Source organism: Paenirhodobacter ferrireducens, assembly GCF_004022265.1.
GTDB lineage: Bacteria > Pseudomonadota > Alphaproteobacteria > Rhodobacterales > Rhodobacteraceae > Rhodobacter > Rhodobacter ferrireducens.
The window spans coordinates 1-14,083 of sequence record NZ_SAVB01000030.1; the positions used below are offsets into that span (position 1 = coordinate 1).

Below are 14,083 nucleotides of genomic sequence, written 5' to 3' on the forward strand. Positions count from 1 at the left end.
CATGGTCTTCTCCGTTCAGCTTCGGCTTGAGCCGTCACGGATTGACTAGCAGGCAATTTATTTTCTTCACAATCCATTTTACTTCCGGAGAAGAAGAATTTCTCGCGATGCAAATCGTGCCGCTTTTTCGGGCAACTTTTGCCCCGCACAAAATCCACAAGCCGCAATTCCGGGCAAAAACCGCCCGGAACACACACTCACGCAACCTGAGGATACGTGATGATCGACAGGGGACGGCTCAGAACTCGACCTCGAGTTCGACGATCTCGTCGGGTTCGGCAAGTGCGCCGGCCGTCCATTCCTGCATCGGCGCCCAGCCGAGGATGGTCTCGACATAGGCCGCGAGCCGGGTCTCGAGCGGCACCGAATAGGTGCGGAAGCGGGTGCAGACCGGGGCATACATCGCATCGGCAACCGAGGGTGCGGCACCGAAGAGGAACGGCCCGCCATGGGTCGCGAGGCACTCGAGCCAGATCGCCTTGACCCGCTCGACATCCGGCCGCGCCCCCGAGAAGATCTTGAACTTCGCGTGCCGCGCCTTGAGGTTCATCGGCAGCGCCGAGCGCAGGTTGTAAAAGCCCGAGTGCATCTCGCCCGAGACCGAGCGGCACTGGGCGCGGGCGACCTTGTCGGCGGGGTAGAGCCCGGCCTTCGGAAAGGTCTCGTTCAGATATTCGGCGATGGCGAGCGTGTCCCAGACCTCGACCTTGCCATGGGTGAGCCGCGGCACCAGCACCGAGGGCGTGAGCAGCAGCAGTTCCTGCCGCGCGCCCGCATCGGAAAGGTCGACAGGGCTTTCCGCGAAATCGAGCCCCGCCATCTTGCACAACAACCAGCCGCGCAAGGACCATGACGAATAGTTTTTCGATGAAATCGTAAGCGTTGCTTGCGTCACGGTGCCTCCTCGCCCAAGAAGGGCTGTATTCCCGAAAATTTTGTCGCAGGCTGGCCGAGGCCTGACCAGTGGTTTTCGGGCGTCAAAGGGGTGAATCGCCATGCTTTATGCAACCTACCAGTCTCTTGATGATATTTTCGCCCCTTTTCGCACCGCCGCCCATTTCGCGCTCTCCTTCACGCCCAAGGCCAGCGGCCCCTTCGCGCAGCTGATCCGGCAGCAGGCGGCGGGGCTCGAGATGATCACCCGCTTCGGGCTCAGCCATGACCGGCCGCGCTTCGGCATCGGCACGGTGAAGGTCGACGGGCGGGAGCGGCCGGTGCGCGAGGAGGTGGCGCTGGAGCTGCCCTTCGGCCGGCTGCTGCACTTTGCCCGCGACCTCGACACCCCCTTGCCGAAGGTGCTGGTGACGGCGCCGCTCTCGGGCCATTTCGCCACGCTGCTGGCGGGCACGGTGCGTACCCTGCTGCGCGACCATGACGTCTACATCACCGACTGGACGAATGCGCGCGACGTGCCGCTGTCGGCGGGCGATTTCGGCGTCGAGGATTACGTCGCCTATCTGATCCGCTTCATGGAAGAGATCGGCCCGGGCGCGCATATGCTGGCGGTGTGCCAGCCCTGCGTGCAGGCGCTTGCGGCAACCGCGGTGATGTCCGAGGACCGCAACCCGGCCACACCGCGATCGCTGGTGCTGATGGCGGGGCCGGTCGACGTGCGCGAAAGCCCGACCTCGGTCAACGATCTGGCGAACGAGAAGCCGATGGACTGGTTCGAGCGCACGGTGATCGGCACCGTGCCGCTGCGCTTTGCGGGCGCGGGGCGCAAGGTCTATCCGGGCTTCGTGCAGCTCTTCTCCTTCATGGCGATGAACATGGACCGCCACCGCGAGCAGCACGAGAAGCTGTATCAGCACCTCGCCAATGGCGAGGAGGCCGAGGCGAAGAAGATCAAGGAGTTCTACGACGAGTATTTCTCGGTGCTGGACCTGACCGCGGAATTCTACCTCGAGACCATCGAGCGGGTGTTCCAGAAGGCCGAGCTGGCGACCGGCGACTTCACCTACAAGGGCCAGAAGGTGAACCCCGGCGCGATCCGGCACACGGCGCTGCTGACCGTCGAGGGCGGGCGCGACGACATCTGCGGGCTGGGCCAGACCTCGGCCGCGCATGACCTGTGCAGCGCGCTGCGCCCGCATCTGAAGCGCCATCACCTGCAGGCGAATGTTGGTCATTACGGCGTGTTCAACGGCCGCCGCTGGGACAACGAGATCTATCCGGTGGTGCGCAACATGATCCTGGCGGTGGATTAAGAGCGCCGCGCAAGCGACTGTTTGAAAAGAACTCCCCCGGCGCCATGGGCCCGGGGGAGGTTCGCCTGAGAGCTCAGGTGATCTTTTCAAGCCGCGCCGGCAGGCCCTGACGCACCGCGGTGCCGGCGACCGGATCGACCCAGACGCCCTCTTTCGGCCGGGTCGGGTCGAGCATGCCGACATCGTTCAGCAGCACTCCCGTCGCCAGCCGCGGATCACCGGGCCGGGTCTCGCCGTCGATGGTGATCGGCTGCGCACCGAAGCCGCGGTGGCCAAAGCCGTGCTCGATCGCCACCGTGTCGGGGGCGATGCCCTCGCGCACCACGGCCACGCTGTCGAGGCTGCCGCCGGGCGTCGTCAGCCGCACCCGGTCGCCCGTCGCGATGCCATGCGCGGCGGCCAGCGCGCGCCCGATGTTCACCGGGTTAGAGGCCACCACCCGCAGCAGCGCCGGCGCCCCGACCGAATAGGAGTTCTGCAGCGGCGACTTGAAGGAGACGAGCTTCACCGGCCAGTCGCTTTCGGGGTAATGCGCAGCGACCGGCGAGCCATCGGCGAATTCGGGCTCGAGCCAGGCCGGGCAACCCGGCATCCGCGTGCCGGTGCCCGCGCGCCGGAAAGAGCCGAGCGCCTCGTTCCAGACCTGCATCGGCTGTTCGAAGGGATGGGCGGCGCGCTCGCCGTCATAGCCCTTCGCCGCATCCTCGTAGCGCCCGCCCTTGGCATAGATCGTCGCCGCCCGGCGCCATTCGCCGGGCTTCAGCGTGGCTTCGAGATCGGCGCGGATCCGGCTGACGCCGCTCAGCGCGATGTCATCGTCGCTCGCCTCGGCCACCGGCTTCTGCCCGATCGTCGCGACATTCGCCGCGCCGCGCAGATACCAGTCCTCGGCACGTTCGAGCGGATGCAGAGTGCCCTCGGCATCGGGGATCGCATCGGCGCCGAAGCCCGGCAGCCCCATCCGCTTCGCCGTGGCGATCAGGAAGGTCTCCATCCCCACCCGCTCGCCCGCGGCATTCCTCTCCAGCCGCGGCTCGACCACCGGCCAGCGCGCCGTCGTCGCCTTGGTCGCGATGCCGCCCCAGGGCTTGGTGAAGCCCCAGGTCTCGTACATCACCGAGTCGGGCACGATGTAATCGGCGATGGCCGAGCTTTCGTTGATGAACGGGTCGATCGAGATGATGAGCGGCACCACCTTCGGGTCCTTCAGCCGCTCGACCAGATGGGCGATACCGGGCAGGCCATAGACCGGGTTGGTGTTGCGGAAAACGAGCGCCTCGGCGCCATAGGGATAGCCGGTGACGATCGAAGAAATCCACTCGGTCGCCAGCCCGGGCGCGTTCGGATACCACGGCCCGTCCGCCGGATAGGGCTTGCCCGCCGCCGTCTTCGCCTTGAACTCCGAGGTCTTCTCGTAAGGTGCATTGCGGCCGATCGGCAGGCCCTTCGCCGTGACCGCGCCGGGGAAATCTGCCAGATCATAGGCCGGGCCCTTGGTATCGGGGAACCAGCCGCCCGCGACCATCGTGCCGCCCTTGCAGTTTAGGTTGCCGATGAGCGTGTTGATCATCATCAGCGCATAGGCGTTGTAATGGCCCGTGCCCGACATCATGCCGCCATGGCTGTTCACCGCGGCGCGGCGGCCGTGGCTGGTCAGCTCGCGCGCCAGCCCCTCGATCGTGGCGAGCGGAATGCCGCAGGCGGCGGAGTATTCCGCCATCTCGTGCTTCATCGCCTCCTCGCGCAGCAGGGTCAGCGCGGTCTTCACCGCCACCCCCTCCCCGGCGCCCTCGACCACGCCGTCGAAGAACAGCGGCGCGGCCGAGGTCCCGGCCGGGGCCGGGCCGGTCCCGGAGGCGACCAGGAAGGGGTCGGCCTCGGAATAGGGCTCCGCCCCCTCGGCCAGCGGCAGGCCGATGTCCGAGCCGCGCAGGAAGCGGCCGAAGCGGGGGTGGCCCGGGGCGACGATCACCAGATGGGTGGCGTTGGTGAAGCTCGCCTCGCCCGCGGCCTCGGCGGCGGCCTGCGTCGGCTGGGCCAGATAGGGGGCGTTGATCTTCTCGTTCTCGAACATCCAGCGGATGATCGCCATCGCCAGCGCGCCATCGCTGCCGGGCTTGATCGGCACCCAGCGGGAGCGCTCGCCCGAGGGGCCGTTCTGCGCATGGGTCAGCACCGGATCGACGACGACATAGCCGAGCTTGCCGTCCGCCCGGGCCTGCGCGACCTTGGTGCCGACGATCTTGAACGGGTTGCCGGCATTGCCCGGCGCGGTGCCGACGAAAAGGATGAACTCGACGTTGTTGAAGTCGGGCTTGGCGTGCGGCTGGGTCTTGAAATCGCCGAACATCGCGCCCGAGCCGTTGCGATAGGCGCCGCCACAATAGGCGCCGTGGCGCACGAAATTGGTCGAGCCATAGCTTTGCTTGAGCCAGCGCAGCACCAGATTGTCGCGCCCGTCATCGACGCAGTTCATCCAGACGAGCCCGTTCGCGCGCGGGCCGAACTCGGGCGCACCGCCCTTGATCGGGGTCTTCAGGTCGCGGATCTCGCGCAGCCCGGCGACGCGCCCCTCGCCGAAGAGGTCGCCGCCCTCGACCACCTCCTCTACCAGCTGCTCGAAGCTGATCGTCTGCCACCGGCCCGCGCCGCGCGGGCCGACGCGCTTGAGCGGCTTCAGCACCCGGCGCGGATTGTCGAGCTGTTGCAGCACCGCGTTGCCGCGCCCGCAGGCGGTCGAGCGGTGGGTCAGCCCGCCGCCCTCGCCCGCCCGGGCCAGCGCGGTGAAACTCTCGCGCACCGAGCTGGCGTAGGGGATGTGCGGATCGGTCGACATCGGGCTGTAGGGGTTGCCCGCGACGCGCAGCACTTTGTTCGCGGCCCTGTCGACGCGCACCCGCACGCCGCACATCGTGGTGCAGCCGATGCACATCGTGTAGCTCACCGCCTGATCGGGATTCGGGATCAGATCGCCGGTGGCGGCATCGAGGCGGAACTCGGGCTCGGGGGCAAAGCCGGTCAGCGCCTGCCGCGGCACCGCACCCGACCATTTGCCGCGGGCGATCTTCTGCACCGTCTCGGCATAGCCCGCACCGAAGGTGGCAAGCGCCCCGGTCGCGACGGCGCCCTTGAGGATGTTGCGGCGGGTGGACATCGGGTCTCTCCTTCAGAAGCTGCGGGCGGGTTCGGAGGCGGTGCCGGATTTCGGCACCCCGGCCTGATCCCAGGGAACGAAGGTCGTGTAGGCGATCAGCAGGAAGAGCCAGAGCCCGAAGGTGCCGATCACCCCCATCAGCCCGGCAAGCCCGGTGGGCATCAGCGCGTCGTAAAGACCCGAGCCCACCTTCGGCACCGCCTGCCCGCCCATGAACACGGTCCAGCGGAACATCCAGGCGGCGTGGATGGCGAGAAGCCCGGTGATCCAGCCGCTCCGCGCCGGGGCGGCCAGCGCGATGCCGAAGGGCAGAACGATCGCCACCGCCCCCCAGAGCGCGATCCGCTGCCAGACCGGGAAGCCCGCGACGGAGGCCAGCGCCTTGGCGTGATGCGGGCTGAGCCCGGAGAGCGCGAGCGCGAACCAGGCCACCCCCAGCACACCGACGAGGCCGAGCGCCAGCGCAAGGGTGCGGTTCATCGCCGCCTCGACCGCCTGCCCGGTGCCAAGCGAACGGCCGAGCACCAGCATCACCCCAAGCGCGCCGACAAAGCCCGTCGCGGCGAATTGCAGCGGCAGGAAGGGGGTGTTCCACAGCGGGCGCGAGCGCACCACCATCACCTCCATCCCGGTGTAGGTCAGGATGCCGAGCGCCGCGAGCCCGGCAAGTGCCCCCAGCGGACGGGCAAAGCCGTTGCCCGCGCCGCCGAGCGCCAAGAGCCGGAACAGCGGCGCATAGCGCCAGTCGCCCTGCCCCCAGGCCCAGAGGGCCGGCCGGTGCACGGCCCAGGCGAAGGCGATCAGCAGCCCGACATAGCCCGGCACGATCCAGGCGCCCCAGGCCATCCACGAGGTCGGATGAGTGTAGAAGAAGAACTCCCAGAACCGGCCGGGCTGATGCAGGTCGGCCAGGAGCGCGATCGGTGCGGTGATCCCGGTCGTCACCGCCGTCATCAGCGCGAGCCTTGCGCGCGGCAGCGAGGCCTCGCGGCCCAGCACGAAGCCCGGTAGCGCCATGAGAAGCGCGGTGACCGAAAGCGCGATCAGGAAGAAATACTGCACCGCCCAGGGGAGCCAGGCCGCCTCGTGCGTTGCGCCGACAAGTTCGTGGATCTGCACCTGCATGTCAGTGGACCTCCGCCACGCTGGCGCCCGGGTCGAAGGGCGGATGCCAGGCGGCCTCGCCCGTCACGCGCCCGTCGAGCACCTCGTCGAGACCGATGTAATAGACGTTCGGATTGGTGTGCATCTCGGGGCGCAGCACCGAGACAGGATGCGCCGCCAGCAGTTTCGACACGGGGCTCTCCGGGTCGTTCAGATCGCCGAAGTTCCGCGCGCCGCCGACACAGGTCTCGACGCAGGCGGGCAGCAGCCCGGCGCGGGTGCGGTGGATGCAGAAGGTGCACTTGTCGGCCACCTGGGTCTCGTGATTGACGAAGCGCGCGTCATAGGGGCAGGCCTGCACGCAATAGGCGCAGCCCACGCATTTGCTGGCATCGACCAGCACCTCGCCGGTCTCGGCCTTGAAGGTCGCCTCGACCGGGCAGACCGGCAGGCAGGGCGGATCGTCGCAATGGTTGCACAGCCGCGGCAGCATCACCATCGCCGGGTCCTGCCCGTCCGTCACCAGCTCGTAGACCGAGACATGGGTGCGGAAGGCGTCCTCGGGGACGTGGTTTTCCATGATGCAGGCGACGGTGCAGGCCTGACAGCCGATGCATTTGCGCAGATCGACCACCATGCCCCAATGCGGGGCCCGGCCCGGGCTGGCGGCGGCCTCGGCGGCCTCGCCCGCCCCCGCGATCGAGGCCGCGGCGCCGATCGTCACCCGGCCGACCGCACCGAGAAAACCGCGACGGTTCGTGTCCATGGCTGGTCCTTTCCTTCTCTGTCGGAAAGAACCCTACGTCCGGCGGCGCCCCGGGCGGTATCGGCGCAAACCCCGCAAACCTAGGGGTTTGCCCCTAGGTTTCGGTCCAGCCCGCCGCGACAAGCAGACGCACCAGATCGGCGGCGCTACTCGCCCCCATCTTGTCCATCACGTTGTGGCGATGGATCTCGACGGTCTTCAGGCTGATGCCCAGCTCGGCCGCGATCTGCTTGTTCAGCCGACCGGCCAGAACCGCGCGGGCGACCTCGGCCTCGCGCGCGGTGAGGCTGTCGACACGGGCGCGCACCTGCGCCGCCCCCCGCGCCGCCTCCGCCCGCGACCGGCTGAGCGCCAGCGCCTCGTTCAGCCGCCCGACCAGCGCCATGCCGTTCACCGGCTTCTCGAAGAAATCCATCGCGCCCGCGCGCATCGCCCGCACCGCCATCGGCACGTCGCCATGGCCGGTGATCATGATCACCGGAAGCGCGCAGCCGCGCCGGCCGAGCTCGTCGAGGAGTTCAAGCCCGGTCATCCCGGGCATCCGCACATCGGCAAGGATGCAGCCCACCCCGGCGCAATCCAGCCGGTCGAGCAGCTCGGCCGCCGAGGCATGCGCCTCCACCCTCAGCCCGAGCGAGCCGAGCAGGAAGCCCAGCCCCTCGCGGGCGGCGCGGTCGTCGTCGACCACATGGATCACCGCATCCTCGTTCATCTCTCCTCCTGTGCCGGCAGCCAGAGGCTGACGCGCAGCCCGTGCCCGTCGGCCGGGGTCTCGGCGCGCAGCCAGCCGCCATGGGCTTCGACGATCGAGCGGCTGAGCGCAAGGCCCAGCCCGATCCCCTCGGGTTTCGTGGTGTGGAAGGCCTCGGCGAAGCGCGCCATCGCGGCAGGCGACAGGCCGGTGCCACGGTCGCGCACCGAGATGCACACCCCCGGCCCCTTCAGCGCATCGGCCTGCCGCGCCGAGCGGATCAGCAAGCGCTTGTCCTCAGCCGGCGTCTCGGCCATCGCGTCGACGGCATTCTGCACGAGGTTCAGCACCACCTGCTGCAGTTGCACCCGGTCGGCGAACACCACCGGCAGATCGCCCGCCAGCAGCAGCTCGGTGCGCACGCCGGCGCGGTGCACCGTCGCCTCGTAAAGGACCGCCGTCTCGCGCAGCATGTCGTCAAGGTCGACCGGGTCGCGCAGGCTCTCGCGCTTCTTCACGAAGGCGCGGATGCGGCGGATCACGGTCGCCGCGCGCTCGGCCTGCGCCGCGATCTCGGTCGAGGCGCGGTCCATGTCCTCGGGGGTGAAGGTGCCGAACTTCAGCCGCATCGAGCAGCCCTGCGCGTAATTCGCGATCGCGCTGAGCGGCTGGTTCAGCTCATGCGCGATGCTCGAGGCCATCTCGCCCAGAATCGAGAGCCGCGCGACGTGCTCGAGCTCGCGCCGGTGCAGCCGCTCCTCCTCCTCGAGCCGCTCGCGCTCGGCGATCTCGCGCACCAGCCCCGCATTCGCGGCATCGAGCGCGGCGGTGCGGCGGCGCACGAGGCTCTCGATCCGCACCGAGTAGAGCGCCCAGAACATCAGCGCGATGCCAAGCGCGATCAGCCAGTCGCGGTAATCCTCGACGAATTCGCTCAGGCTGACCGGGCCGGTGCGGGCATAGGGGCCGATGCGCAGCGCGCGCAGCAGGTCATGCACCGGCTGATAGTCGAGCGGCACGGTCCAGAGGTTGCCCTCCTCCATCGCGAGAAGCGCGATCGCCACCTGTTTCGAGAGCGCCGCATCGGTGTGGCGGGTCTTGGCGAAGGGCCAGCCCGGATAGACCCGGCTCGAGACCGCGCAGGGCACCTCGGGCAGATCGCGGGTGGCGAAGGCATGAAGCCCTGCCCAATGCCCGGGGTCGGCGGCCTGCAGCTCCTCGAGCAGGCAGGCGCGCAGCACCGCGGCATCGGCCTTGCCGTCAAGCACCGCCTGCGCCGCGGCCTGCATCGGATAGCCGGTCACCAGGGGCTCGATCCGACCGGGCAGGCGCGTGTCATGGTCGTAAAGCTCGCGCCAGAGCACCTGAAAGCCGCCGAAGGCCTCGGGCGCAACGACCGCAAGGCGGCGGCCCGACAGGTCGTCATAGCTTTCGAGCGGCTCGGTGGTGACGAGGGTCGAGGCCACCGGCATGTCGCCCTCGGCCGTCGCGATGCGGCTGACATGATGGCGATATTCAAGCTCGGCGTAATTGCCGGGATTGGTGATGACGAAATCGAGGCTGTTCGCATCGAGCGCGGCATCGAGGGCATGGATGTCGAGCGCCACAAGCTCGAAGCGATGGCCGGGCAGCGCCGCGTTCAGCGCCGCGCCGGTCGCCTGCCAATGCGCGATCGAATGTTCCGAGCCCTGATAATCGAGCACGCCGATGCGCAGCGCATCGGCCTGCGCGGCCGGGGCGGCAAACGCCACAAGGGCCGCCACCAGCCGTCCCCCTGCCCCGATCCGTCCCAGCACCCGCGCCCTCGCTCTTGTCCGCCCCCAGCATAGGCGCAAGCGCGGGCAAGGGGAAAGGGGGCGACATGCCGCCCCCTTCCGCTTCACTCGCGGTTCAGCGCCACCACCGGGTCGAGCTGCGCCGCCGAGCGCGCAGGCAGGAAGCCGAAGGTCACCCCGATCAGCGTCGAGGAGAGGAACGCCACCACGATCGCCGTGCCCGAGAAGGACAGCGTCACCGTGGTATAGACCATGCCGAGCAGCGCCCCCGCCCCAAGCGCCAGCGCAATGCCCAGCACGCCGCCCACCAGACAGACGAGCACCGCCTCGACCAGGAATTGCCCGACGATGTCGCTGCGCCGCGCGCCGACCGCCACGCGCACGCCGATCTCGCGGGTGCGCTCGGTGACCGAGACCAGCATGATGTTCATCACCCCGATGCCGCCGACGACGAGCGAGATCACCGCGATCGCGGCAACAAGCCAGGTCATCGTCTCGGTGGTCGAGGTGATCGTTGCGCGGATCGTGTCGCTGTTCGACAGGAAGAAGTCCTGCGTACCGTGACGGTTCAGCATCAGCGCGGTGATCTCGGACTGCGCCTTCGTCATGTCATAGCTGTCGGCGATCTTCACTCCGATGCTGTCGAGGTAATTCTGCCCCGACACCCGCGACATCGCCGTGGTGTAGGGGATCCAGACGTTCAGCGACGAGGGGCCGAAGGTCGCCCCGGTCGAGCGCACGACACCGATCACCCGCACCGGCACATGGCCGAGGATCAGCACCTCGCCGAGCGGATCCTCGCCGTTTGGGAAGAAGGTGTCGCGGGTGTCCTCGTCGATCACCGCGACCTGCGAAAGCTCGGTCACGTCGCGGGTGTCGAATTGCTGGCCGATGACGGTCTCGTAGGCGTGGACGGCGAAGTAATCGCCGCTCACCCCGTTCACCGCGGCCGTGGCCGAGACATTGCCGTGCAGCACGTTCGCACTGTTCGAGACCGCCGGAGAAACCCCGTCGGCATAGGGTTGCAGCGCGATCATCGAGGCATCCGAGGGCATCAGCGTCTCGGTCTTGCCGGCATCGCGCGCGCCAAATCCGGTGCCTGCGCGCACGGTGATCGTGTTCGTGCCGAGCGAGGAGATGTTCTGCAGGATCTTCTCCTGCGTGCCCGAGCCGAGCGCCACAACCAGCACCACCGAGGCAATGCCGATGATGATGCCGAGCATGGTCAGGAACGAGCGCACCCGATGCGCGAGCATCGCCTTCAGCGCCATCGAGAGGGTCTCGCTTGCGCGGCGCAAAAGCGCGCCGGCGCCGCGCTCCGCGGTGGCGGGACGGGCGGCGCCCTCCCCGGCCTCGGTGCGGCCGCTGTCGCGCACGATCCGGCCGTCGCTGATCTCGATCTCGCGCCGGGCATGGGCGGCAACGGTCGGGTCATGGGTGACGACGATCACCGTGTGGCCCTTGGCGTTCAGTTCGAGCAGCAGCTCGATCAGCTCGGCCGAGCTTTTCGTGTCGAGCGCGCCGGTCGGCTCGTCGGCGAGGATCACCTCGCCGCCGTTGATCAGTGCACGCGCCACCGAGACGCGCTGCTGCTGGCCGCCCGACAGCTCGTTCGGCCGGTGGTCGAGCCGGGTGCCGAGGCCGAGCTGGGTCAGCAGCTCGGTCGCCCGCGCGCGCCGGCTGGCCCGCCCCTCGCCCGCATAGATCGCCGGCACCTCGACATTGCCGACCGCATCGAGATCACCGAGCAACTGATAGCGCTGGAAGATGAAGCCGAAATGCTCGCGCCGCAGCCGGGCGAGCGCATCGGGGTCAAGCCCGCCGACATCCTCGCCCGCGAAGCGATAGCTGCCCGCGCTCGGCCGGTCGAGACAGCCGAGGATGTTCATCAGCGTCGACTTGCCCGAGCCAGAGGCGCCGATGATCGCCACGAACTCGCCCGGCCAGATGTCGAGATCGACGTCGCGCAGGACAGTGATCGTCTCCTCGCCGGCCTGGAAGGAGCGGCCGACGCCGCGCACAGAAATCAGCGGATCGCTCATCTCACATCCCCATCGGCGGGCGCATCCGGGTGGTGGTGCCCGTCGCCTTCGGCGCGACCGCGGTGCCGGTGACCACCTGCTGCCCCTCGCTCAGACCGGACCGGATCTCGGCGGTGACCTTGTCGTTCAGCCCGACCTCGACCCGGGTCGCGGTGGCGGTGCCGGTCTTCGCGTCCCAGATCTCGACATAATTGCCCTCGCCGTCGCGCTTCACCGCCGCAGCGGGCACGGTCAGTACGTTCTCGGCCTTGTCGAGCAAGACAGACACCTGCGTCGTCATGCCGATGCGCAGCTTGTGATCGGGGTTCGCGACGTCGAGCAGCCCGTTGTAATAGATCGCCTCGTCGGTCGAGATCGTGTCGCTGTTCTCGATTTCCGAGGGCGCAGGCTCGATCGAGCGGACCTTGGCGGTGAAGGTGGTCTCGGGCTCGCCCAGAATGGTGAACTGCACGTCCTGACCGGGCTGCACATGCACCACGTCGGCCTCGGAAATCTCAGCCTTGACCTGCATCGTGTCGAGATCGGCAAGCTTGACGAGGGTCGGCGCGCTCTGGATGGCGTTGACGGTCTGGCCCTGCTCGACCGCCACGGCGACGACGGTGCCCGAGATCGGCGCGGTGATGCGGGTGCGGTCAAGCTCGATCTTGGCGGTGGTCACGGTGACCTCGGCGCGCGCCTTCTGCGCCTGCAGCGCGGCCAGGTTGGCGGTATAGACCTGCACCTCGGCGGTCGCGCTCTCGATCGTCTCCTTCGAGGCCCAGTCCGACTTGCCAAGCGCCGTCTGCCGCTCGAGCGTCAGCTCGGCCTTGCGCAGGTTCGCCTGCATCGCGACGATCTGCGCCTCGATGTTGGCAAGATCGGCCTCGGCCTGCAGCACGTCATTTTGCTGGTCCTGGCTGTCGATCTGGGCGATCAGGTCGCCCGCCTTCACCGTGTCGCCGAGGCTGACGGCGAGGGTCTCGATCTGGCCCGAGACGCGCGCACCGACCGAGACGAGCTGCTTCGCCTCGATCTGGCCCGAGGCGAGCACGGTCTCGCTGACGGTGCCGCGGGTGACGGTGGCGACGGTCGCCGATGTGCCGTCATCGGCGGTCGAGCGCGCCCACCAGTACCACAGCCCTCCGCCGGCGAGCACCGCCACGAGAAGAAGGGTCAGAAGTCGCGCGCGTTTTTTCATATCGGTCACTCTTGAGCTGGTGTTTTCCTGTCGTGCTGACGGATGATACGGGCGCGGCAGCGTTTTCCGACGCGGCCGGGCGCGGATATTCCCGCAGTCGCGCCGCGGGAAAGACCCGGGCTCAGGCGTCCTTCGGGGCCTCGCCCCGGGTTTCGGCGGCAATCGCGGCGGCGGCCTGCGCGCCCGAGGCCGAGACCGGTGGCGGCAGGCTCACGCCGCGCTGGCTTTCGCGCGCAAGGGTCAAAAGCCCCGAACCGACGATCAGCACCATGCCCGCCAGCATCGGCAGATCGACCCTGTCGCCGAAGATCAGATAGCCCAGAACGATCGCCCAGAGCATCTGGCTGTATTGCGTCGGGCTGACCGCGGCGGCGGGCGCCAGCCGGGTCGCGGCCATCATCATCAGGTTGGCGAGCGCGGCGAGCAGGCCATAGCCCGCCAGCAGCGCCCATTGCGTCGCATCGGGCCAGCGGAAGGCGGGCAGCATCGCAATGAAGCACAGCGTCACGCCGCCAAGCGTGCCCGAGCCGAACAGCGACAGCCGCGATTCCCCGCCGCCGACGATACGGAAGGAAACGACCGAGATCGCCCCGCACAGCCCGGCGAGCGTGGCGCCGAGATGGCCGATGCCAAGCTCGCGAAAGCCCGGGCGCAGCACGATCAGCACGCCGATGAAGCCCAGCACCACCGCCCCCCAGCGCCGCGGTCCGACCCGCTCGCCGATGAAAACGACCGACATCACGGTGACAAAGGCGGGCATCAGGAAGATCAGCACGAAGGCCTCGGCCATCGACAGCTCGGTGAAGGCGGTGACCGAGCCCATCACGCCGACCGGATAGGCGAAGAAGCGCAGCCACCATTGGCCGCGCCGGCGGGTGGCGAAGATCGCCCGCCAGGGCTCGCCCGGCGTGCGCAGGACGGGCAGCAGCAGCAGCGCGAAAACCGCGCCGAAGAAGGCCGATTCATAGGGCGGCAACTGCCCCTCGATCAGCTTCACGCAGGCGTCCGAGACGGCATAGATCGCAAAGGCGCCAAAGCCGATCAGAACGCCGGCGGTCACCGGGTCCATGCCCGCGGGCAGCCGCAGAGGATTGCGCAATCCGATCATCACCTTCTCCGTTTCCGGCCCCGTGACGGCCTGGCCCGAAGCCCCGCAAGGCTGCGCTG

General features: G+C 68.5%; 11 protein-coding genes. 1 reads left to right on the forward strand and 10 read right to left on the reverse strand.

Going from position 1 to position 14,083, the window contains the following annotated elements:
• Positions 1-197: hypothetical protein (locus tag EOW65_RS20150; protein ID WP_206364099.1), on the reverse strand; the 197-nt coding region annotated here is incomplete at its 3' end.
• A gap of 41 nt (positions 198-238) precedes the next feature.
• Positions 239-895, reverse strand: coding sequence for a glutathione S-transferase family protein (locus EOW65_RS18455; protein ID WP_128151941.1), 657 nt, complete (start codon positions 893-895; stop codon positions 239-241).
• Positions 896-995: 100 nt separating this feature from the next.
• Here EOW65_RS18455 and EOW65_RS18460 point away from each other — a divergent pair, with 100 nt between their 5' ends.
• Entirely contained in the window at positions 996-2,207 is a 1,212-nt protein-coding gene (locus EOW65_RS18460; protein ID WP_128151943.1) for a polyhydroxyalkanoate depolymerase, read from the forward strand.
• 73 nt (positions 2,208-2,280) lie between these two features.
• Here EOW65_RS18460 and EOW65_RS18465 read toward each other — a convergent pair whose 3' ends face one another.
• From EOW65_RS18465 to EOW65_RS18500, 8 genes are all read right to left on the reverse strand, one after another.
• Positions 2,281-5,361: a molybdopterin dinucleotide binding domain-containing protein gene (locus EOW65_RS18465; RefSeq protein ID WP_128151945.1), complete on the reverse strand. Its 3,081-nt coding sequence runs from the start codon at positions 5,359-5,361 to the stop codon at positions 2,281-2,283.
• A 12-nt stretch (positions 5,362-5,373) separates the two neighbouring features.
• The gene (gene nrfD, locus EOW65_RS18470; protein WP_128151947.1) at positions 5,374-6,486 is read right to left on the reverse strand and encodes an NrfD/PsrC family molybdoenzyme membrane anchor subunit; all 1,113 of its coding nucleotides are present in this window, start codon (positions 6,484-6,486) and stop codon (positions 5,374-5,376) included.
• A 1-nt stretch (position 6,487) separates the two neighbouring features.
• Positions 6,488-7,231: a sulfate reduction electron transfer complex DsrMKJOP subunit DsrO gene (gene dsrO / locus EOW65_RS18475; RefSeq protein ID WP_128151949.1), complete on the reverse strand. Its 744-nt coding sequence runs from the start codon at positions 7,229-7,231 to the stop codon at positions 6,488-6,490.
• Positions 7,232-7,325: 94 nt separating this feature from the next.
• Entirely contained in the window at positions 7,326-7,943 is a 618-nt protein-coding gene (locus EOW65_RS18480; protein WP_128151951.1) for a response regulator transcription factor, read from the reverse strand.
• The gene (locus EOW65_RS18485) at positions 7,940-9,685 is read right to left on the reverse strand and encodes a sensor histidine kinase (protein ID WP_164880158.1); all 1,746 of its coding nucleotides are present in this window, start codon (positions 9,683-9,685) and stop codon (positions 7,940-7,942) included. Before EOW65_RS18485 ends, EOW65_RS18480 begins: the two co-directional genes overlap by 4 nt.
• A 116-nt stretch (positions 9,686-9,801) precedes the next feature.
• Positions 9,802-11,739 carry a MacB family efflux pump subunit gene (locus tag EOW65_RS18490; protein ID WP_128151955.1) on the reverse strand — a complete coding sequence of 646 codons (1,938 nt, stop codon included), beginning with the start codon at positions 11,737-11,739 and terminating at the stop codon, positions 9,802-9,804.
• 1 nt (position 11,740) lies between these two features.
• On the reverse strand, positions 11,741-12,916 hold the full coding sequence (locus EOW65_RS18495; protein ID WP_128152004.1) for an efflux RND transporter periplasmic adaptor subunit: 1,176 nt from the start codon (positions 12,914-12,916) through the stop codon (positions 11,741-11,743).
• Between the two features lie 121 nt (positions 12,917-13,037).
• The gene (locus EOW65_RS18500; RefSeq protein ID WP_206364101.1) at positions 13,038-14,024 is read right to left on the reverse strand and encodes a DMT family transporter; all 987 of its coding nucleotides are present in this window, start codon (positions 14,022-14,024) and stop codon (positions 13,038-13,040) included.
• Positions 14,025-14,083: the final 59 nt, after the last annotated feature.

Bases quoted from the DNA above. Each gene is read 5' to 3' on its own strand.
- dsrO (WP_128151949.1), bottom strand. From the start codon at position 7,231: ATGGACACGAACCGTCGCGGTTTTCTCGGTGCGGTCGGCCGGGTGACG.
- EOW65_RS18480 (WP_128151951.1), bottom strand. From the start codon at position 7,943: ATGAACGAGGATGCGGTGATCCATGTGGTCGACGACGACCGCGCCGCC.
- EOW65_RS18490 (WP_128151955.1), bottom strand. From the start codon at position 11,739: ATGAGCGATCCGCTGATTTCTGTGCGCGGCGTCGGCCGCTCCTTCCAG.
- EOW65_RS18465 (WP_128151945.1), bottom strand. From the start codon at position 5,361: ATGTCCACCCGCCGCAACATCCTCAAGGGCGCCGTCGCGACCGGGGCG.
- EOW65_RS18460 (WP_128151943.1), top strand. From the start codon at position 996: ATGCTTTATGCAACCTACCAGTCTCTTGATGATATTTTCGCCCCTTTT.
- EOW65_RS18500 (WP_206364101.1), bottom strand. From the start codon at position 14,024: ATGATCGGATTGCGCAATCCTCTGCGGCTGCCCGCGGGCATGGACCCG.
- EOW65_RS18495 (WP_128152004.1), bottom strand. From the start codon at position 12,916: ATGAAAAAACGCGCGCGACTTCTGACCCTTCTTCTCGTGGCGGTGCTC.
- nrfD (WP_128151947.1), bottom strand. From the start codon at position 6,486: ATGCAGGTGCAGATCCACGAACTTGTCGGCGCAACGCACGAGGCGGCC.